Source organism: Chitinophaga oryzae, assembly GCF_012516375.2.
GTDB classification, from domain to species: Bacteria; Bacteroidota; Bacteroidia; order Chitinophagales; family Chitinophagaceae; genus Chitinophaga; species Chitinophaga oryzae.
On sequence record NZ_CP051204.2, the window covers coordinates 4722681 to 4743344 of the forward strand.

A 20664-nucleotide genomic window follows, 5' to 3' on the forward strand; every position below is an offset into this window, starting at 1 on the left:
ACCCTTACCCTGTCAGCATTACAATCCGATTCACATCAACATTTTTGATAGGTGATCATCGTATGCTTTCCTGTGTTTTCTTTGCACCAAAAAAGAAAACATGACAGACTTTCTTCATATAGACGACAGGGATAGTGACACCTGTATCGCTTCGTTCCGGAAGATTGCAGACACTATCATGAACGACCATCTGTTGCGGGCGGGAGACAACCGCTACCGGATCGTAGACTGTGAGTTTTACTATTGCAGTGATACGCACAACGATCCTTACGCCCATGCGCACGAGCATATTCAAAGCAGTAACGGAGAATGGTATTTCCACGGCACGGGGATGGACATTACCCTTTCCACCGCCCATGCCTTTGGCGGTATAATGATCCGCGGCATTGCGCCAGTGGCGGACAGCCAGCAGCTGCCCTCCCGGGCAGGCACGATAGCGGGCCCGTTGAAAGTGTGCAGAGAGATATTTAAACAATTTGGCAGCGTATTGCGGGAGGAGCCATTGTACTTTGGACTGGAGAACATCTCCACTGTCAGGACACATAACAGCATTGATAAAGCGCGGTTGTTTGCTGTACCGCGTGTGGCGCTGAACACCGCCAAAGATCCCGAAGAAATTTTTTGCGGCCGTCCATACCGCTTTCTCAGCTTCCTCTACTTGCCGCATAAGGAGAGTGAGAAAGCACGCCGGTACCTGATACATCACCCGGAAGATCCCCTATCACCTGTTGAATACGATGCCTACGCGAGCGGCAGATTGTGGTAATACAGCTCCCCGGGCTTCTGCCCGGGGATTTTTTATTTACCTGCGCAGTAGCTGGTTGATGGCAACAAAGCGGTAGCCTCTCTTTTTGAGGTCTGTGACCAGTTGGTCCAGGTGGTTGTAGAATTTATCCGTGCGGGCCGGGTCTGTGCCGATGTGCAGCAACAGCATAAAGCCATTCAGTCCGGCTGGCTGTGTATCCGCATATTGCAGAACAGACCGGTAAATTTCTTCCGAAGAACGATAACTTTTCATGGCCGGTGTGGTGTAGTCTGCATTGGAGCGCGTGCCCGGGGTAAAGTTCACCAGCTGCAGGCCTGCCGCTTTTGTCCACGCGGCGATGGTATCATTGTACCATTCGTAGGGCGGGAGAAAATACGGCGCTGCGCTTTTGTTGATACCAAGGGCCTTCATCCTGCGGTAGTTGGCAGCGAGATCTTTATTGAAAGCTTCACGTGTGATCAAAAGGCTGTCGCGTTTTTGCCAGTCGCAGTACAGCGGATGCTGGTCGGAATGCGGGCCGAGGTAGTGACCATCTGCTTTGAGTTGTTTGATCAGCGGCTGAAAAGCAGGATTGGCATAGAATTTCCCGGTGAGGAAGAAAGCAGCCGGCACTTTTTGCTGCTGCAACACGCGGCGTATCGTCTGCCCCCCGTCCGCAAATTCGTCGCCGGTAAAAACGAGGGTTAGTGTTTTACGGCTGGTGTCACCGCGGATAACGGCGCCGGCAGTGTACGTGTAACCGCTGCCGTTACCCGGCGTAGCAGCAGGATGGCCCATGCCTTCGTGGTCCATGGCAGCCAGCAGGTAGATCAGCGACGCCGTTCCGTCCATGGTAGGCTCATTGGTGCTATAGTCCCCGAAATCGTCATGATACACGGCAAGATCGCTTTGGAACGCTGCGTAGGCGTCCGGTTTAGACAGCTGTATACCGATCAGGTTTTTGTAGATGTTCGTATAGACGGGACCGTCTACCAGCGCACCGTCCAACGGGTAGTGGCCCAGGTGGGTGAAAGCCGAGTGCGGATCTTCCGGTGTGTCGCCGGTAGCGGGCAAGCCATACACCATACTGGTACCCCATGGATTGCAGCCAAAGAGCCAGTCGACGTTAGCCTGTTCCAGCGCTGCATAGGCATCGCTGCCACTCAGCTGCCGGTACCAGTAACACTGGATAGCAAAGGCGGCAGTGAGGTTGTTGCTGCACCAGATAAAGGGAATATAACGGTAGAACGCATTGTTCTTCGCCTGTTGCCATACTTTATCGATGCCTTCCCGGTAGTAACCGGTGATGGTTTGCCGGTCGGCGCCTTTCAGTTGCCGCGCCAGTTCATAGTGTCCCAGGTTAATAAAGGGATACCATTGGTAGTGATGGGCGGTGTCTTTTCCGAGCCAGGGCGTTATTTTCTCCTGCCCGGCATAGTCCAGCGCCTGTTGCCGGTAGGCGTCGTTTCCGTGTAGCCGGTACAGTGAGGCGGCAGCCAGTTCCATATCATCCGTCCAGTTGTCTTCTGCATAGATATAGGGCGATTTTACCGAGGCGGTCTGGCAGACGCCCGGTTGCCAGCGGCCCATATTGTAAGCGGTGAGGGCTTTTTGACGGAGGATACCGGCGTAGGCGGCATCTTTATCTTTCAGCAGGTCATATCCCAGCGCGAAAGCACCGGCGAATTTGCCTGCCGTGGAAGCCACGCCGGTGGTTTGGTTCATGAATTTGCCCCGTACCTGTGGCTGGCCGGAGCAGAAATATACCGGTCGTTCAAAACCTCTGCCATAAAAAGGATCTTCTTTAGGCAGCCGCATCCCGTTGTGATCGCGGTCATCGGCGATCTGGTTGAACATCCAGTTGTCTTGCGGATGCATTTTCGACAGCCAGTCGAGTCCCCAGCGCGCTTCATCGAGGATATCCGGTATTTTGTTGCCGCCTTCGAGGCCGTTGGCCGCGTACCGGTCGCCGAACACCTGCGGAAAATCGCGGTAGGCCGCCAGCAGGTGGTATGTAGCGTTAGCCGATGTGGTGGAATACTGGAGGTAGTCGCTCGCATCATGCCATCCGCCGGCAACATCGATGCGGGTGCTGTCGGGCATGGGTCCGTATAGCGTATAGCCGTCACGGGTATGGCAGGAGTCTTTGAGAAAAGGGTTAAAAAACGACCGTTGCTGGCGCATATACCGCAGGGCGAAGTCCGCCGCGCCGGCATAAACGTTGGGGCCGATACGAAAACAAGGCGACTTCGCGTCTCCCGCCACCAGGTAAAAGGTGCCTGTTTGTCTCCAGCTGCTGAAGTCGAGCCGGGCGGTGGAACTGAATGGACCGTATTGCCCGAAAGATTTGGCCGTACCGGTGAAGACGGTCTTACCACTGGCGGAATCCACCAGCCGGAACCTGGCGGGTGCTTCCGTGTGTTTACCCGCCCATACGGCCGCTTTAATGCCCTGGGGCAGATACCCGAGCTGGTTGATCCGTATCCAGGATTCCGTGGCCGCAATAGCGCCGGACCCGCAGAGGGCCGTCAGCCATAAGGTGATTATAATAGTCAGACAGCTGTTTTTCATCTTCCTGTATTAACATGTTCCGGCAGTTCACTGTTGTGTGCCTGCGACAAATACTTTTTGCACTTTGTACTGGGGATCAAACACTACCAGGTCGGCCCGGCAGCCAGGCTCAATGCGGCCACGGTCTTTCAGGCCCATTAACGTAGCGGGATATACGGTAGCCATGCGCAGTGCTTCTTCCAGTGGGATGCCTGCATGCTCCACGCAGCGCTGCACGGCGCGCAGGAGTGTCAGCCGTGAGCCGGAGAGAGTACCGTCGGGCAGCGTGAAGCGGTCTTCCTGCGCCACATGATGCGCCGGCCAGGTATCGTTGGCCTCCACTGCGTCGGTGATCAGGAACAGGCGGTGGCCCATTACCTTTTTACTGATGATCAGCGCATTGTCATCTACGTGAATATTATCTGCGATGATACTGGCGTAAACGCTGCGGTCGCGGAAGGTGGCGCCGGGGAGGCCGGTATCGCGGTGATGCAGGGACGACATGGCGTTGAACAGGTGCGTCACGGCCCGTACGCCATTCTGGAAACCGTCCATGGCTTCCGCGAAGGTGGCGTTGCTATGACCGGCAGAGAGGACGATCCCCTGCGCATCGAGCCAGCGGAGGATAGCCGGATCGCACATTTCCGGGGCCACGGTGATCATCTTCACTACACCGCCGGCAGCAGCCAGGAGGCCCTCCACTTCGTCACGCGCCGGGCGTTTGATATGCTGTACGGGGTGCGCCCCTTTTTTAGCGGGATTGATGTATGGCCCTTCCAGGTGCATGCCCAGCACCGCCGGATGCGGGTGGTCGCGCACAATGCGGATACACTCGTGGAACACCTCCATACTGTCGGTCGCCAGTGTAAGCAGAAAACCGGTCGTGCCGCTTTTAACCAGCGCCTGCGCCATAGCGTTGAGCGCTTCCGGCGATCGTTTAGCAGAGAAAAGGTAACCGCCGCCGCCATAGATCTGAAGGTCCAGCAGTCCCGGTGCGATAATACTTCCGGTGCAATCTGTCACCGCCGCGTGTGCAGGGACTTCCGCAGGATTGACCAGCGCCGCTATTTTCCCCTGTTCCGTTAAAAGTGCCTTATTCCTGATCACCTGTGCACCGGTGTAGATCGTTCCGTTTGTAAGAGCAGTAAGCATAATGATACTTTAAGGCCGGCTGGCCGTTTATGGTCCGGTAAAGCGGAAAAAATAGGAAAAGATCAGCATAAAAGCAATGCACAACAGCGATAACTTTAACATTCCCGGTGTTTGTCACGCCCGAAAATTGATTATATTGTAGGGAACAGAACCAATGACCCATATGCCAAGACTCCCGTTAGTGCCTGTATGGACGATGATGGTAGTGCCATGGAAACGATGTCATTTTCAGCAAAGCAATGCTTTCCGCCGCCTGCGGCTGAAAGGTTAATTTCAGCTTTACTGACATATATTTTTTAGTATATTTAATACGAACTGGTACCTATTACATCACTAAATCTACCTTATGAGTACGCTCCCGAGGCACAGGCTATTCGACGCAGTAAAGTTTCAGCTGGAGAAATTCCCCAAACAGGACATGCTGGCCGCCAAGATCAATGGCAGCTGGAAGACTTTCAGTACCGCCAGTGTCAGTGAAACAGTGAACCGCTTCAGCGCCGGCTTGTTACAGCTGGGTGTAGGCGGCAATGACTTTACGCCGGAAGGCGCCGACAAAATCGCTATTATCAGTAACAACCGGCCGGAATGGGTGTTTACCGACCTGGCGGTACAGCAGACCGGCGCCGTGCTGGTGCCCCTCTACCCTACCACCAACCCGGCTGAAATACAATTTATCCTGAACGATGCCGCCGTGAAGTATATCTTCGTCAGCAGCAAAGAGATGCTGGAAAAAATCCAGGCCCTCCGTGGGGCCGTCCCTACGCTGAAGGAGATCTATTCATTTGACCAGATCCCCGGTGCCACCCACTGGAGCGCCATTACGGACATGGCTACGCCTGCGCTGCTGGAACAAGTGGAATCCGTTAAAGCGGGAATTGATCCGGAACATCTGGCTACCATCATCTACACCTCCGGTACGACCGGCACGCCCAAAGGAGTGATGCTCACCCATGCCAATATATCTTCCAATGTGATGTATTCCAAGGTGAGCTTCCCTTTCGACGATGCACCGCAACAGAAGGTGCTGAGCTTTCTGCCGCTGAACCATATTTTCGAGAAGACGGTTACCTACATCTATCTTTTCAGTGGCATTGGCATCTACTATGCGGAAAGCCTGGACACCCTCAGTGAAAACCTGAAAGAAGTATGCCCTGATGGATTTACCACCGTACCCCGGCTGCTGGAAAAAGTCTTTGAAAAAATTATGGCCACCGGCAACAGTCTCACCGGCATTAAACGGCGGCTGTTTTTCTGGGCGGTGTCCCTGGCAGGTAAATATGATAATAATATCAGTGGCGGCGCATGGTATAACTTCCAGTTGTCTATCGCCAATAAATTGATCTTCAGCAAATGGCGCACCGCGCTGGGAGGAAATATCAGCTATATCGTTACCGGAGGCGCAGCCTGCCAGGAGAAACTGCTGCGTATCTTCAATGCCGCGCAGATACCGGTATATGAAGGTTATGGTCCTACCGAAAACAGCCCGGTGATCTGCGTAAACCGCAGAAAGCCCGGCGGCACCAAATTCGGTACCGTAGGTCCTCCTATCGACGGCATCGAAGTAAAGCTGGAAGAAGACGGAGAAATCTGTGTGAAAGGCACTACCGTAATGAAAGGCTATTACAAACGTCCTGACCTCACCGCCGAAACCGTTGTCGATGGCTGGCTGCACACCGGCGACATCGGTATCTGGGTAGATAAAAAATTCATCAAAATCACCGATCGCAAAAAAGAGCTCTTCAAAACCAGCGGCGGCAAGTATGTGGCGCCGCAGCCTATTGAAAACAAGTTCAAGGAAAGTCCCTTCATTGAACAGATCATGGTGGTAGGCGAAGGACATAAGTTCACCGGCGCGCTGATCGTACCCGCGTTCCCCTATCTGAAGTATTGGATGAACAAGCAGAACATTCCGTTCACGACGCAGGCAGAAGCCATTGCCCGTCCGGAGGTGCAGGAAGCTTATCAGAAAGTGATCGGGGAATACAACCAGCACTTCAATCATGTGGAGCAGATCAAACGTTTTGAGCTGATGCCGGAAGAATGGAGCATCGCTGGCGGTGAAATGACGCCCAAACTAAGCCTGAAAAGAAAAGTGGTGCTCGAAAAATATAAAAGTGCGATAGACAAGATTTATCAGAACGAACACGAATAATATTCCCGGGCCCTGTCAGCCGATGGCTGTCAGGGCCAATTTACCGTCCGGACAATTTTGGTTTCATCCATCTGCCACGCCCGTATTTCATCGTTCCTTTCCGCTGCCGCCTGCGCTTCCCCATCCGCTCCCACTGACCACTCTGCTTTGTAATCTTCCGGGTGATGATTGTGGTCCCTGAACGCCGCTTCCAGTAGCTGTTGTTGTGCCACCAGGTCTTTCAGATGCTGATAAGTGATCTTAAAAACTTTACTATACAAATAAGGTAGTTTCTTTTCTGTTGGGTTAAGCACCAGGTAAAAAAACTGGGTCGTCATATCGTTGAATAATTAAAAAGTGAATAGCTGCCAGGTTTCCCTTTCCAGTGCAACGTCGTGAATATAAGAAAATTTATGGCGTTGGATCAGGCTGCAGTAAAACTACCCCATCCGGATGTCATTAGTTTATCAGACATGTGAAAATGTGATGATTAACATCTCACCTGATTTCAGCTATCTTTGACGCATGAACCAGGGCAATCATCAGGGTTACCAGCAATCGCGCCTGCCTGTTCCGGCAGCGTACGAAGCTGTATTCTCGTATTTTTATCATGCTGTCAATAATACCGATGTTGCGGTAACGAAAACACTGTTGCCTACCTATCAGACGATCATGGTTTTTGTGTTTGGCGGGAAAGGCATTCTGCATTCAGCGCAGGAAACGCAGCTGGAGGTGGAGCAATGCATGGTGCTGGGGCCGGTGAAACAGGCATTTGATTACACCCTACCGGCCGGGACCAGTATACTGGTCGCTAATTTCAAGGATGATGCTTTTTACCGTTTTTTTGGGCGGGCGACCATGGTGGGGCATCCGGATGAACTGGTGGAGGACAACTGTTTTACAGCCTTGTGGGAATCGTTGCAACATATACCTGCGCCCGGGGCGCAGGTGGCGTATATCCTCGATTTTTGCAAACCGTACCTGCAGGACAGGCACCTGCTGTCTGCACAACTGGCCGCTTTTGAAGACGAAAACCAGCATCCCGTCAAAGCCCTTGCGGAGGCTACAGGACAGAGTGAGCGCAATGTCCAGCTGCATCAGAAAAAACAGTTCGGCTATACCGTGAAGGAGCGCCAGCGCTACCAGCGGTTTCTGAAAGCTGTGCAGATGGTAGAGCAACAGGTAGCTGCCGGCGCCCCTGTTGACTGGTTTGATCTGATTGATGCCTGCGGCTATTATGATCAGAGCCAGCTAATTCACGACTTCCGGCATTATCTTCGTCTCAGTCCTAAACAGTACCTGAAATTCCAGGAAGATATCTGTCTTCCTAAAGTATGACCGCCATTTTATGGCCGCATTGCCATGACTATCCCGTGGTTCAAATAAGGCTTTCCGGACCAGGTATCCATGTCTACAGAAGAGAAAACAAGTGTCATTTTGATATTTTTTTTATAACGGAAAAGGCTGGCAAAGGTATGCCAGCCCTGGGTATGAGTTGATGGTAAATATCAGGAGGTGATAATAAACGTAGAAGCGTCCATCCATGAAAGGGCGGCTATAATTCGACTCTCTCGCCGAACCTCCTCCATACGTTTTTCAATTTCTTTCATTCTCTTCAAAAATTCCGGATCATCGTCCAATACCTTAGATTTTCCTTCCTTTTGCAATCTGGCGAGGATTTCCTCACTTCTGTTCAATTTAATGACCATAATTAAAATCCATTTAGATTATTAATGAAAATATTGAACGCCCCCAAAGGTAGATAATTCTGAATTAACTGCCCTCCTAACCCATTTTTACAGCAAACACGATCGTTGTATCCCCACGCGATTAAAGCTCCATAGTTAAACATCCGGGGTTCGGTTGCGTCAAGAACTATAAATCCCTTCGCTTTACGTTGTTTTATCAATCTTCTTGATGAGATTTCCCCTACCCATATAAACTTAGGCATTGGCACCGTCACAATGAGATCTTTAAAGTCTCTGTGAAAACCCGGCTCTAACGCCCAATAATCCTTATATGACCTACTGGATGTAAGAAAAATACGGACAAACAATTCGGCACCAGCGGGAATACCCAAAACGTCATCCAACAACAGTTGTTTCATATAGTCCCTCGCTTCAACGGCCTCCAGGTAGACCTTGGGGTAAAGTGGTACCAGGAAGTGTGTGATTTCACACTTTTGCCATTCAGGATCTCTATAGTATGAGGTTGGTTGTTCTAACCGGGCTAATTGATACGCTGGAAAATTATCATCTATAAAAACAAAGTTACGTTTCATCGCAGCATTGTCAATGATGCTCACACCGCTGCATCTCATCGCTTCTGCCAGCACCTGGTTTTCCTCCTGCTCCACAGTCAATTGATCAATATCTGTATCGCTTGTCTCCGATCGTCCAACAATCAACATAGCATGCCCGATGGTGCCACCGCAATGCCTGTTAGACACTGCAACCAGCAATGGTATTCCGCTTTCGACATACACGGACAACAGATTTAAAAAAGAGCCCTGCGAAAGCCTGGCCCTGGAATAGGCTTTTGTACCAAACCCGAACTCCCTCAATGCAAATCCCATCTGCTCGATATTCAATCCTTCCGAAGGGATCTGTCTGAAGCTGGACCGGCTTCTCAACGTATCGGTAATCACAGAAGGCATCACCGGCTTATACTCCGGGTAGCGCCCCGCAAAATATTCCATAACGGCCCATAACGATGTCTCCGCGCAGGTCAGCGTTTCCGTATCCTGCGAGGCATGTGGAAACCCCGTAGCCACCAGCTTCACTGCATTGACCGTTGTCTGATACTTCCCGGCGAGGCTAAGAAAACGATGCTCCTGCAAAGCATAGGGGGATACGACACTCCGGCCGATAATATTTGGCATGGTAGGCCGCAATACCACGAATCCCCGGTACCGTTCCTGCAAGCTGGCTACGCCTGCTGCGCTTCTGAAATGTTCCGGAAGCACTTCGCCATCAAACAGCGAAACGCGGATACAGTCTTTTTGATAACGCCTTCGCTTGGAAGAGAAGTAAGCATAGTAGCTGTCTCTGTATACCTTGTCAACGTAAGGATACTCGATTACCAATTGCATGTCTTCTTTCAGCCGCCTGAAATATTCATCTAACCGATTATCGTAGGCTTCTGCCGCCATCCCTGGAGAGATGGAAAACTCTTCTTCCATGATTTGGGTTAACTCTCCCTTCAATTCATATGGAGAACAAACAATTGTTGTAATACTCATAAAGATGTGTTTTGGCAAAAAATAAAATGGGGTTATTCATTTCGCCAAAGCTACCCACTATATTACAGGGGATTCTCACAATTTTATTAAAAGCAGATGATTAACAAATTTCGCTTTACTTCTTTCTTCGCGACTGCAGGCCTTTCAGTTCACCGCTAAGTGTTTCCTGTACAATTTCTGTCAATCGCAGTACCGGGGCGGAAGTTTTTTTCGGTGGCGCTGTCAGCAGGAAAACAAAGATATGCGGTAACGCAGGCAGTCCACCCGAAGCCGGCAACAGTTTACAATCCGCCGGTAACCCTATCTGTGTGCGGATAGTGACGCCCAGTCCCGCGCGGGCAGCTGCCCACATACCGGCTACATTGCTGGCGGTGAGCACGGGCTTCCATGCCACACCTGACTTCTCCAGTGCGGCAAGGCCCGCAGCACGAAAGAGGCAGGGCGGCTCAAACAGCAGCAACGGCAAAGGTGATTGCTGCGCCACTTTTTTATTTCCAATCCACCGCAGCGGCACTTCTCCTATGAGGACCGCATTTTCCGGCAGCTGCGGGCCTACACATACGATCAGGTCCAGTTTACCTGACTGCAATTTCTGCTGCAGCACCACCTGCCTGTCGATCGTTATCTCCATCTGCACCCGCGGATGTTGTTCCGCAAAACGCGCCAACACCTGTGGCAGCGAGCCTTCCGAGAAGTCTGTCAACATACCGAGCCTGACAGTCCCTGCCAGCTGGCGGGTTGACAAAGCCGCTATCGCCTCATCGTTGAGTTTCAGCAGGCGACGGGCATAGCCGGCCAGCAATTCGCCGCTGGCCGTGAGCTCCCGGCTGCGGCCCTGCTTCACAAACAACTGATGCCCCGTTAACTCCTCCAGCCGTTGCATCTGCAGACTTACGGCCGACTGGGAACGGGATACATGTTCCGCTGCGCGGGCAAAACTACCTAAATCCACCGCCAGCACAAATGTCCGCAACAAATCGAGGTCCAATACATCGGTAATCATACTTCAGTTTTATTAAAGTATATGATGAGATCTTTCAATTATACAAAAGTATGAAATTGCTATAGGTTTGCGATCAAATTAAAAACATGCAAACACCCTGCTCTTTTCGCCTGGGCCACCTGGAGCTGATGATCTTCAGCGACGGCTACCAGATGCTGGCGCCGGCACACCCGATGATCGGCCCTTATGAACAGCCCGACTATATACAACAGGCACTTCGCGCACAGGAACTGCCTACCCATGCGCTGCGACTTGACCTCAACATATTACTGATACGCCATTCGGATCAACTGATATTGATCGACGCCGGTCTCGGACAGGAAGACGCCACCGGCGGCCTGTTGCCCGCAAGCCTTTCCGCTGCCGGTATTCCGGCGACGGCTATCACCGATGTTGTGCTTACACATGCACATACCGATCATACCGGCGGCCTGTTACATCCGGACGGTTCCCCCGTTTTCCCCAATGCCCGTATCCATTTAAGTGATGCAGAATACAATCACTGGATGCAGGGACCGCCTGATTTTTCTGCCAGTCCCCTCGATGCGGCCACAGGTTTAAAAAAAGCGCTCACCACCCGTATCCCTGAAATACTAAGCGCTATCCGGCCACAGCTACGGCTGGCAGATCCGCAGGCCACCCTCTGCGATTGCATCCGGCTGATACCGGCACCGGGGCACACCACTGGGCACAGCATGGTGGAGATTTTCTCCGGTGAGGAAACCTTACTGCATAGCGCCGACCTGCTGCATACAGCCGTGCTGCTGCAACATCCGGAATGGGGAATGTTCTATGATATGGATTTCGGGCAGGCAGCCCTTACGCGGAAAAAAGTATTACAGGAAGAAGCGAAGAAGACCAGGATGACCATGACCTATCATTTGCCATGGCCCGGATTGGGAAGGATAAAACAAAGAAATGCAGGCTTTGAATGGGAACCGGTTATACCTTCCGGTAAATAACCCGGTTGCCGTATTCCCCCAATACCACCCTGCCGAAGATCACTTTTGTCCAACCATTTTCAAAACCGTGGTTGTTGGCGATCAGGTAGCCTTTGCTGGCATCTGTTTTCGTGACTTTGTGCGCGTCGATATAACGTCCTTTCACTTTACAAAACACAATGTCACCCACCGCGTATGCCTGTTCCCGCCGGAACGTCAGCATGGTACCGCTTTTAAGGATGGGCAACATCGAAGAGCCAAAGGCCTTCATTTTTCCGGTTCCAACTGTTTCCAGTTCTTTTTTGAGTCTTTCATATTTATTCATAACATAAAAATTAAGTGCATGATAAGGGCATAGGTCCACCGGGCTGCACCTCATCGGGCAACAAACATCCGATCATCGATGGCATACATCAACGACACGGCAATACCGGTAAAAATGACTGAAAAAAACTTAATGAAATGTATCAGAACAGGGATAAGGGCAGCATTACAATATGGAAGGATTTAACCGGGGTTTCAGGTGTACAATACTTCGGGTTGACATGGCAGAAAGCCGTTTCTGCACGATATACTACAATCTCATAACGATCTGAATCAAAAAGTTCTTCTGTGTCAAGAACCTTATTTCCGGTGCAAAGATGAAAATTTATTTTCAAATAACCAATAAAAAAGCCGGACTCAAAACGAGTCCGGCTTCCGTATCAAAGGCCTTTCTGAATCAGGTCCATCGTATACGATAATTCAGGATCTTTATCCGCCCGTATATACTCCATGAATTTATCCATGGGCACTTCCTTATCCGGCATAATACCCCGGCCGTTGTCTTTGACGGCATTAAAGAAATTGAGTTCTGACCGTGGTACCGTCAGCACGCATTTGGTGCGGGGCAACAGGTAACGCAGGAACCAGGCGGCCGTGGTAGCCGCTTCACCGCTGCCGGTTTCTTTGCCGATGATCACCCCTCTTTTGTTTTTCTGCACCAGCGTAGCGAAATACGTCGCCGCTGACACTGTACCGCCGCCGGTGAGCACATATACTTTACCGTGAAACGCGTCTTTGTCCGGCGGGAAGTTCTCCATCAGTCCGTCTTTCAGGCGGGCATTACCTACGTAGAAGCCGGAGCTGTCTTTATCGAAGCGCTGATAGAAGAAGTTTTTCTGCCCCTGTATATCTTCATCGGAAAGGCGCCTGCCGTTATCCGCCACTGCATATTCGGGGTAGGCCACATCGATGTTGCGGGTACGGTAGTTATAAACGTTCCGGAAAGGCGCTTCCGCCATGAAAGAATACAGCAGTGCGGAGATGGCCGGATCGCCGCCGCCGTTGCTGCGCACGTCGATGATCACCTGCCTGAAGTTCCGTTTTTTTACTTCGCGGAAAAACTCGCTGAATTCCTTGTAGGCGTCCTGCTCGTTGAGCGCGAACGTATTGACCGTCAGGCGGCCTGTCTTTGTGGAGTCATCATAATCATTGTAGATGTAATAGGCACGCTGCAGCACGTTGAACGGAAAGACCGACTGCCGCGTGGCATGGAAAGCGCTGCCAGGATCTGCTGCCGGCAACGTCGTTTTACGCGTTTCTTTGCTGCCGGGCGCCGTCCAGGTCACCGGATAGGTGGCCTGGTGCGGCGACAGCAGGCTAAAGGTCACCTGAAACTCAGGGTATAACCGGTCCATACCGGTAGTAATAAAACCATCACTATAGGCGGAAGTGGAGAGGCTTTGTAAAATGTCTTTTACCGACTTGTTGTTGATGCTGAGGATCTCTGCGCCGTAGGGAATGGTGGCGCCTTTGATGTTGACGAACATCCGCTCCCGTTCGATGATCACCGGATAGGGGAAAAAGCGCAGGTTACTGTACAGCTCCCGGGAATTGTCGTTGGAAAGCCGCAGGCTGGTATGTACATCCCTTACGAGATAGATAGGCGAATACTGCAGGCTTGTCATCATGTCCGGTTCTTTGGCCATACGGTCCATGAGAGAGTCCACCCGGTGCATGAAAGTCGCGGAATCGATAAACTTATACGGATTGGGATGTTGTTTTTTCAGGATATCCACCGCCAGCCTGAAGTCAGCGATAAAATCCTCTTTGGTGAGACTGGCCAGTTTTTTCTCCTGGGCCGGCGCCTGCAGGCATGCGCAGGCCAGTATGGCGCTGGCGCCATATGTCAACAGCTTCTTCATATGTTTGGTAAATTTTACAGGTTATTGGCATTCATCAGTTCCAGGATGCCTTCGTTGCGGATGATCATCATCCCCTGGCGGTCTTCCGTGATTCCTTCCTCCAACCGGTAGGTATAACGGGGACGGCTACCCTCCATGACGGTAGGCAGGTACCTGAACTGTATATTAGGCTGGTCTTTCAGCGCCTCTCCCACTTCGATAATGTGGGTGGACACGATGAACAGGCAACCGGTATATTCCGCAAAAGCCGCTGTTACGGCCAGTGTGCCGTCGTAAGCATCTTTGACGTTGGTCCCTTTAAAGAGTTCGTCGAACATCAGCAGCAGGCGTTTGCCGCTGGCCGTGGCCTCGGCGGCCTGTTTCACCCGCACCACTTCCGCATAGAAATGGCTATAGCCGAGGTTGATGTTGTCCGACACGTTGATGGACGAATACAGTCCTTCGCGGACAGAGAAGGTGAGCCCCGAAGCCGCCACCGGGAAGCCCATATGTGACAGGTACAAAGCAATACCGACTGATTTCATCAGGGTAGACTTGCCGGCCATGTTGGCGCCGGTAAGGAACAACACGTTACTGCCCTGCTGCATCCGGATATCGTTGCCGATAGCGTTATTAATACAGGGATGATGCAGGCCGGTGGCTGTCAGCATATTTTTTTCCGGCGGCACGGCTACTGCATAGTTAAATCCTCTGGCTCTCGCCACGTCGCTCACCGCGATAAATACGTCCAGCTCGTCGATAAAGGCCATCAGGTCATCCATGGACTGCCGCAGTTTGTTTTTCAGCAGGTGGTCGTAGGTCGCCAGTGTTTTTACCGGTAATGCCTGATAGATGTCCATATCTGCCAGTTGCTCCAGTTCACGGGTACGCAGCAGTTGCCGCATCGCAGCAATGCGGTGATCATAGGGCCCCGGCAGCGATACCATGGAAGCCAGGAAAGCGGCACATTTTTTTACTGTCACGATGGTTGCCTGCAGCCCCTGCACGTTTTTCCGGTAGCGTTCATCGCGGGCTACGGTGGCCAACCCTTTTTTCAGCAGGGTGTCGGCCATGGAGAACAACACATTTTTACTACCGCCGGTATCGAGGTATTCGCGCATCTGCGCCAGCTGCTGCGCATCGAAAGGAAATGCCAGCTGCGCCTCCTGGAAGAAACGGAAAATACTGCTCCGCTCATTGATGGCCGCCATCTCTTCCAGCGGCGCCTGAAACATGGCGTCCAGCAAACGCTCTCCTCCCCTGGTCTTCACCTGGTTAAACAGATGATAGACTGAGCCCTGCCGGAACTTGCCCAGCAGGTTCAGTTCATCCATCGTTTGCCTGTCTATACTAAAGCTCATACATGCAATTTTTATTTAGTCCTGCGACCATTCCTGAGAATATCCAGTATGCCTTCATTGCGGATGATGATCATACCGTGACGGTCGTCTGTAATACCCTTTTCCAACGTATACGTATACTCGGGCTGATGGCCGTTCATACGGGTGGGCAGATAGAGAAAGGCCACGCTGCCTGCATCTTTCAGTCCTTCGCCCGCTTCCACGATATGGGAAGAGATGACGAAGAGGCTGTTCCTGCGGCTGGCGAATGCGCGGGTAACAGCCACGGTAGCCTCATGCGCGTCTTTTACGTTCGTACCCCTGAAAAGCTCGTCGAAGATGACCAGCAACGACTGCCCGTTGCCCAGGGCGGTAGCGACTTTTTTCACCCGCAATACCTCTGCGTAGAAGTGGCTGGCCCCGATGCCGAGATTATCCGGCAGGTTGATGGTGGTATAAATCCCGTCCAATACGGAAAAAGACATCCTGCGGGCCGCCACCGGGAAGCCCATATGCGCTATATACAGCGCGGTGCTGAGCGAACGCAGGAAAGTGGACTTCCCCGCCATATTGGCGCCGGTGAGAAAGATCACGTTACCCTCAGGCCCCATAGACACGTTGTTGCTCACCGCATTCTTCACGGACGGATGATAGACACCCTCCAGCTCCAGCACTGCACTGCCCTTATCCAGCGCCACCGGGAACACGAACTGCCGCTCCGTCGCCACGGCTGCTACCGACAGATATACATCCAGCGTATATACATGCTCCAGCAGCCTGGTGATACGCTGACGTTCCCGCGTTCTGAGCAACAGATCAAAGGCTGTTACCGCGCCGTAGGACAGCTTGCCCTTCATCGGTTCGTTAAGCACCGGTTCCAGCGCAGGTTCCGACAGCAGCAACGCGATGGCGGTGCGCTCGCCGGAATAGGCGGCTATACCGGCAACGGCCGGACTTTCGACAAAGCGGTGCAACTGCTGTATCAGCCCTATCACGGCGGTTACCCCGTTGTAGATGTCTTTCTCTCCCAGCGGCGCGCTGCGGCCGCCGCTTTTCGTATGTTCGTCCCCGTTTTTCAGGTATTTTTCGGCCATATCAAACATGGCCGCTTCGAACGGGAAAGTGGTGCGCTGCTGCGCAAAATGAGCGATGATGCTGCTTCTGCTGTTGATGGCATCTTTGTCCGACAACGGTTGCCGGAACATATCCTGCAGCAGGGCCTCGCCACCCCGTGTATGCGTATGGTTATACAGTTCATAGATACCGCTCACATCCCGCTTGCCGAATATCCGAAGGTCCTCTATGGTTTGTTCATCCGTTTGTAAAAACATGGCTTGCTGTTTTATTGTCTTTTACGACGCACCAGTAATATTGTTCCGGTCAACAGCACCAGTCCCGGTAACACCCATACGAAAAGGTACTTTTCTATATTGGCAGTGGTGGCTGTTATCGTCAGTTTGGTATCGATAGGGTCCGGTTTCGGCGTGTAGATGGGGAATGCGCCGTAGGCCATCCAGGCGTACAGGTTTCTGCCGAGGAAACCGCCGCCCTGCCGGAGGTTGCTCATAAAATCTGCATCGGCGCTTACCACGATGCGCTGCTCTTTATTGTTGATCTTACGGGTCAGTGCTACGGCGGTTGCGTAGTACGGCTGACGGGTATCTCCGTCCTGCGGATTGAACACCGGCGCAACGGAGTCTGTCACCACGGTGCCGGCTTTGAGCCAAACATTACCAGGCACGGTCGTCAATAAAGGAGCGGCCCGGAAAGCGCTGCTGTCGTCGAAGGTCACGCCGGTAACGCCAGGCATCAGCACTCCCATGGTCGTACCCTCTTTCTGCATCACACGTAGCGCAATAAGGGCGGGGTCTTCCGACAGGTGCATAGCGGCAGTGGCCACATTGGGTTTTACCATGTGCGGCATCTCATCTTTAGATACTTCTATCAGCGTGCCGTCCATGAGCTGCACACCCAGCTGCTTCAATACGGGATTGAGCATCTGCTGCTTACCCGGCTCCCCGAATATCAGCATGTTACCGCCATCGCCGATATAGCGGCGGAGCTTTTCCATGCCCGTGGCGCTGAGCGCAGTCTTGGGATCGGCCAGTACAAGGGTGGCGATGTCAGACGGGATTTCCTGGGTATCCAGGCAAAGGCTGTCAGAATCAAAACCCAGGTTGATGAGAGACAGGCGGCCTTCTTTGGCCAGGGTATGACCGGAATATTCCCGCTCTCCTCTTTTGTAGATACTACGTTCCAGGTTGCCCGTGAGGAAAAGGCTTTTAGGCATATGGTCCTGTAGCAGCCGTTTGAAGGATGCCGCCACCTGTTGCTCCTCCGGCCAGAAAATGGCATCGTCGAAGGTACGCAGGAAGGTGGTCTTCCCTTTATATTTCAGCTGCATCACCAGCCGATAGCCTTCCGGTTGCAGGTCGATCATTTTGCGCACCTGTGCCGGCGGCAGGAATTTTTTGATATTAACTTCCTGTCCCTCTGCTGTCTGTGCGGCTATTTCAGCAAGCGGCTTACCCCCCCATGTTTTGTACAGCGTACTGTCCCTGTCATCGGTATCGTAATAGTAAACATAGTTAAATTTGATGTCCGGCTTAAAGCGTAGGTAAGGTTCCCAGAGGCTTGTCAGATAGTCATTGCGGTTTTCCGGAAGACCGCGGTTAACGCCGGTGCCCAGCAGATTGGTGTACAGCGTGACTTCCATAGGCTCTTTGCCCATCTCTTTCAGTATCGCCTGCGTATTGGGATGCAGCGTATTGGTGTTGCCGTGCGTCGTATCCCAGTAGCCGATCAGCGACGGACGGGAACTTACATAACCGATCACCAGCACGGAAGCCAATACGGCCGCATAACGGGCAGCCTGCGCCCACCATGGTTTGGATTCCCGTCCGGCTTTCATCTTGATGAGCGTGAACGAGACAAACATATACACCACCATCACAAAGTAAATCACGTCTTTTGTGGTGATCAGTCCTCTCAACATTTTGACCGTACGGCCGGAGATGGACAGGAAATAGGTCAGGTCCCGGACGATGTCGTACTTTTGCCACAGACCGCCGATACGGCTCAACACAAAAATGATGATGAAGCTGCCGATGGCAGAAACGATCTGGTAGTTGGTGAGGCTGGACATGAACAGGCCGATGGCCGTGTAGGTGCATACCAGCAGATAAAAAGACAGGGCAGCAGAAAGCAGCATACCATAATCCGCCGCATGGATATTGAGCACCCCGACAATCATCACCACCCCTACGATGCCCACCAGTAAAAGGTTGTAGATCATAATGGCGAGGTATTTTCCCAACACGATCTCACTGGTACGGATAGGGGAAGAATACAACAACTTGATCGTGCCGCTGTTGACCTCGCGGCTGATCAGTCCCATCGTCAGCAACGGAACAAACAGGTAGAGATTCTGCAGCACATTAAAAAAAATACCGTCCTGCGCTAGAAAGAGGGCACTGGTGAGTGAAATGCCAAAGCTTTTAAACGCCGGATTGTTTCTTACCATCACATCCTGCCAGTTTGCCAGGCCATACAGCGAGTAAGTATAGTATACCCCGCACTGTACCATAAAAGCGATTGTTAAGAACCAGGCCACCGGTGAAAAGAACAGGTTCCGAAGCTCTGTTTTAGCAATCCTGAATATCATCTTCATGTATAAAAATTATTGGAGCGATTGAATAGATAATTGCTTGAAAATATCATCCAGCAATCCTTTGTCGAGTTTGATCTCACGCAGGCGCCATCCGTGTTGTACGCTGGCGGCGACGATCCTTTCCGTAATGCTTTCGTCACCATCGAAGTAGATGCGTACCTGGCGGTCGCTGAGGAATTCCACGTTAGACACTCCGCTGATCTGTTGCAGTTCCGCGGCGGTGGGTGGTTGTTCCATTCTCGCCAGTACGCTGTGCGGCTGTACATAGTTATTGAACGCCTCCATGGTATCGGAGAAAATTACGCGGCCGCCTTCTATCATGACTATCTCGCGGCAGAGCAGGTGTACTTCGGAAAGGATATGGGAGGATAACAGTACCGTATGGTCCTGCCCTATTTCGCGGATAAGTTTTCTCGCTTCAATGAGCTGGTTGGGATCGAGCCCGTTGGTAGGTTCGTCCATCACCACCAGTTTAGGTTTATGGATAATGGCCTGCGCAATGCCTACGCGCTGGCGGTAACCTCCGGAGAGATTGCCGATCAGGCGGCTGCTGAAGTGGGAAATACCCACGCGTTCTTTCGCTTCCTCCACGGCTTTGCGCACTTTGCTTTTTTCGATATGCCGCAGTTGCGCCGCGTAATGCAGATATTCGTCTACTGTCAGATCGGTATATACCGGCGGGTTTTGCGGCAGAAAACCAATCTCTCTTTTGGCCTGTTCCGGTTGCTGGCGGATATCCAGTCCGTTTACATACACCGTACCTTCGGTCTGGTTCAGCACACCGCAGATAATGTTCATGGTGGTAGACTTACCGGCGCCGTTGGAGCCTAACAGCCCGATGACGCCGGCATGGCCTACTTCCAGGTTAATATCGCGGACAGCCCAGGTACTGCTGTACCTGTGGGAGAGCCGGTCAATTTTTAAGATAGTGCTCATAATACGTTTTAAATGTTTGATAGTTGGATGGCTGCCATTGCTAATAGCGGATGGACAGTATCGTTTGTTCCCGCCCGTTGGTACCGTCCGGCAGGCCGATCAGCGCGAGGGTAAAGTTGCCGTACACCCAGGGGCTGTTCGATCCGGGTACCGGGTTATGTACCCCATCCACCCGGTAAGTGGTAATGAGCCGATCAGTGGCCAGGTCTCTGAACTCGAATACCATGTCTTCCTGCGCAGCATTCACCGGATAGTTCAGGAAGCCGGTCAGTCCTTTATAGGGCAGGCTGCTCACTTCCGGCGGACCGTTCTTCTGCGCGATCGTTACTTTCACCGGTGCGCTGCCGGCAGAAAGGTTAACGAAGCGGAAGCTGCAGGTGCTGTCGCCCAGCGGATGGTAAGGCACCGCATCGTTGACAAACAGCGTGTCCGGTTTGGCGAGCGTGCCGGTCAGGAACAAAGTATGCATGGAGCCTATCGGCAGGTCCAGCATCAGGTTGAACAACGGCTGGCTTTTATCTGTGGTATCAGGATACTGATAGATCGCCAGCGGTTGTCTGCCGGAATAGGAGCTGATACGGTTGCTCTGCAAAAAGGTATTGTAGCGGAAATCAGGGGCGAGATAGTAGCGTATCGGACTACCACCGCTGAAGTTACCGATCAGCGGCCGGCTGCCGGGCACCGCGTTGATGATGGTCAGCGAGGCGGTGCCGGGAGTTGTTTTTTCTTTGGAGCAGGCAGCGAACAACAGCATCCCAAAAATGCCTGCGAAATATATTAACCGTTGCAT

16 protein-coding genes are annotated in these 20664 nt (G+C 52.2%); 4 read left to right on the top strand and 12 right to left on the bottom strand.

The features are described 5' to 3' along the window. Positions 1-100 precede the first annotated feature (100 nt). A complete protein-coding gene (locus HF324_RS19305) occupies positions 101-766 on the top strand; it encodes a DNA-3-methyladenine glycosylase (RefSeq protein WP_168860566.1) in 666 nt (221 codons plus the stop codon). A 36-nt stretch (positions 767-802) separates the two neighbouring features. Here the strand turns inward: HF324_RS19305 and HF324_RS19310 are convergent, their stop codons facing one another. Both HF324_RS19310 and nagA read right to left on the bottom strand, forming a co-directional pair. Further along, on the bottom strand, positions 803-3316 hold the full coding sequence (locus tag HF324_RS19310; protein ID WP_168860567.1) for a bifunctional glycoside hydrolase family 9 protein/polysaccharide deacetylase: 2514 nt from the start codon (positions 3314-3316) through the stop codon (positions 803-805). 27 nt (positions 3317-3343) lie between these two features. Continuing rightward, the gene (nagA, locus tag HF324_RS19315; RefSeq protein ID WP_168860568.1) at positions 3344-4447 is read right to left on the bottom strand and encodes an N-acetylglucosamine-6-phosphate deacetylase; all 1104 of its coding nucleotides are present in this window, start codon (positions 4445-4447) and stop codon (positions 3344-3346) included. A gap of 346 nt (positions 4448-4793) precedes the next feature. On the opposite strand from nagA, the gene HF324_RS19320 reads away from it, so the two are divergent. Continuing rightward, entirely contained in the window at positions 4794-6599 is a 1806-nt protein-coding gene (locus tag HF324_RS19320; RefSeq protein ID WP_168860569.1) for an AMP-dependent synthetase/ligase, read from the top strand. A 29-nt stretch (positions 6600-6628) separates the two neighbouring features. On the opposite strand, the gene HF324_RS19325 is transcribed toward HF324_RS19320, so the two are convergent. After that, positions 6629-6916, bottom strand: coding sequence for a hypothetical protein (locus HF324_RS19325; RefSeq protein ID WP_168860570.1), 288 nt, complete (start codon positions 6914-6916; stop codon positions 6629-6631). A gap of 187 nt (positions 6917-7103) precedes the next feature. On the opposite strand from HF324_RS19325, the gene HF324_RS19330 reads away from it, so the two are divergent. Next, a complete protein-coding gene (locus HF324_RS19330; protein WP_168860571.1) occupies positions 7104-7916 on the top strand; it encodes an AraC family transcriptional regulator in 813 nt (270 codons plus the stop codon). A 373-nt stretch (positions 7917-8289) separates the two neighbouring features. Here HF324_RS19330 and HF324_RS19335 read toward each other — a convergent pair whose 3' ends face one another. Next, positions 8290-9819 carry a hypothetical protein gene (locus HF324_RS19335; protein ID WP_168860572.1) on the bottom strand — a complete coding sequence of 510 codons (1530 nt, stop codon included), beginning with the start codon at positions 9817-9819 and terminating at the stop codon, positions 8290-8292. A 115-nt stretch (positions 9820-9934) separates the two neighbouring features. Beyond that, positions 9935-10822 (bottom strand): LysR substrate-binding domain-containing protein, encoded by an 888-nt coding sequence (locus HF324_RS19340; protein ID WP_168860573.1) that lies wholly within the window; start codon positions 10820-10822, stop codon positions 9935-9937. Positions 10823-10908: 86 nt separating this feature from the next. Here HF324_RS19340 and HF324_RS19345 point away from each other — a divergent pair, with 86 nt between their 5' ends. Then, positions 10909-11784 carry an MBL fold metallo-hydrolase gene (locus HF324_RS19345; protein ID WP_168860574.1) on the top strand — a complete coding sequence of 292 codons (876 nt, stop codon included), beginning with the start codon at positions 10909-10911 and terminating at the stop codon, positions 11782-11784. Here the strand turns inward: HF324_RS19345 and HF324_RS19350 are convergent. The 7 genes from HF324_RS19350 to HF324_RS19380 all read right to left on the bottom strand — a co-directional run bounded on the left by HF324_RS19350 (position 11765) and on the right by HF324_RS19380 (position 20664). Beyond that, a complete protein-coding gene (locus HF324_RS19350; protein ID WP_168860575.1) occupies positions 11765-12088 on the bottom strand; it encodes a S24 family peptidase in 324 nt (107 codons plus the stop codon). The genes HF324_RS19345 and HF324_RS19350 overlap by 20 nt on opposite strands. 379 nt (positions 12089-12467) lie before the next feature. Next, positions 12468-13949 carry a S41 family peptidase gene (locus tag HF324_RS19355; protein WP_168860576.1) on the bottom strand — a complete coding sequence of 494 codons (1482 nt, stop codon included), beginning with the start codon at positions 13947-13949 and terminating at the stop codon, positions 12468-12470. 14 nt (positions 13950-13963) lie between these two features. Then, positions 13964-15289, bottom strand: coding sequence for a MutS-related protein (locus tag HF324_RS19360; protein WP_168804068.1), 1326 nt, complete (start codon positions 15287-15289; stop codon positions 13964-13966). Between the two features lie 11 nt (positions 15290-15300). Next, positions 15301-16599 (bottom strand): MutS-related protein, encoded by a 1299-nt coding sequence (locus HF324_RS19365; RefSeq protein WP_168804069.1) that lies wholly within the window; start codon positions 16597-16599, stop codon positions 15301-15303. 11 nt (positions 16600-16610) lie between these two features. Beyond that, a complete protein-coding gene (locus HF324_RS19370) occupies positions 16611-18938 on the bottom strand; it encodes an ABC transporter permease subunit (RefSeq protein ID WP_168804070.1) in 2328 nt (775 codons plus the stop codon). Positions 18939-18947: 9 nt separating this feature from the next. Then, on the bottom strand, positions 18948-19874 hold the full coding sequence (locus HF324_RS19375; protein ID WP_220100775.1) for an ABC transporter ATP-binding protein: 927 nt from the start codon (positions 19872-19874) through the stop codon (positions 18948-18950). 40 nt (positions 19875-19914) lie between these two features. Next, positions 19915-20664, bottom strand: coding sequence for a DUF4397 domain-containing protein (locus HF324_RS19380; RefSeq protein WP_168804071.1), 750 nt, complete (start codon positions 20662-20664; stop codon positions 19915-19917).

Excerpts from the sequence above, each read along its gene's own strand:
- HF324_RS19375 (WP_220100775.1), bottom strand. The coding sequence starts at position 19,874 with ATGAGCACTATCTTAAAAATTGACCGGCTCTCCCACAGGTACAGCAGT.
- HF324_RS19330 (WP_168860571.1), top strand. The coding sequence starts at position 7,104 with ATGAACCAGGGCAATCATCAGGGTTACCAGCAATCGCGCCTGCCTGTT.
- HF324_RS19340 (WP_168860573.1), bottom strand. The coding sequence starts at position 10,822 with ATGATTACCGATGTATTGGACCTCGATTTGTTGCGGACATTTGTGCTG.
- HF324_RS19335 (WP_168860572.1), bottom strand. The coding sequence starts at position 9,819 with ATGAGTATTACAACAATTGTTTGTTCTCCATATGAATTGAAGGGAGAG.
- HF324_RS19320 (WP_168860569.1), top strand. The coding sequence starts at position 4,794 with ATGAGTACGCTCCCGAGGCACAGGCTATTCGACGCAGTAAAGTTTCAG.
- HF324_RS19345 (WP_168860574.1), top strand. The coding sequence starts at position 10,909 with ATGCAAACACCCTGCTCTTTTCGCCTGGGCCACCTGGAGCTGATGATC.
- HF324_RS19305 (WP_168860566.1), top strand. The coding sequence starts at position 101 with ATGACAGACTTTCTTCATATAGACGACAGGGATAGTGACACCTGTATC.
- HF324_RS19310 (WP_168860567.1), bottom strand. The coding sequence starts at position 3,316 with ATGAAAAACAGCTGTCTGACTATTATAATCACCTTATGGCTGACGGCC.
- nagA (WP_168860568.1), bottom strand. The coding sequence starts at position 4,447 with ATGCTTACTGCTCTTACAAACGGAACGATCTACACCGGTGCACAGGTG.
- HF324_RS19325 (WP_168860570.1), bottom strand. The coding sequence starts at position 6,916 with ATGACGACCCAGTTTTTTTACCTGGTGCTTAACCCAACAGAAAAGAAA.
- HF324_RS19380 (WP_168804071.1), bottom strand. The coding sequence starts at position 20,664 with ATGCAACGGTTAATATATTTCGCAGGCATTTTTGGGATGCTGTTGTTC.
- HF324_RS19355 (WP_168860576.1), bottom strand. The coding sequence starts at position 13,949 with ATGAAGAAGCTGTTGACATATGGCGCCAGCGCCATACTGGCCTGCGCA.
- HF324_RS19365 (WP_168804069.1), bottom strand. The coding sequence starts at position 16,599 with ATGTTTTTACAAACGGATGAACAAACCATAGAGGACCTTCGGATATTC.
- HF324_RS19350 (WP_168860575.1), bottom strand. The coding sequence starts at position 12,088 with ATGAATAAATATGAAAGACTCAAAAAAGAACTGGAAACAGTTGGAACC.
- HF324_RS19360 (WP_168804068.1), bottom strand. The coding sequence starts at position 15,289 with ATGAGCTTTAGTATAGACAGGCAAACGATGGATGAACTGAACCTGCTG.
- HF324_RS19370 (WP_168804070.1), bottom strand. The coding sequence starts at position 18,938 with ATGAAGATGATATTCAGGATTGCTAAAACAGAGCTTCGGAACCTGTTC.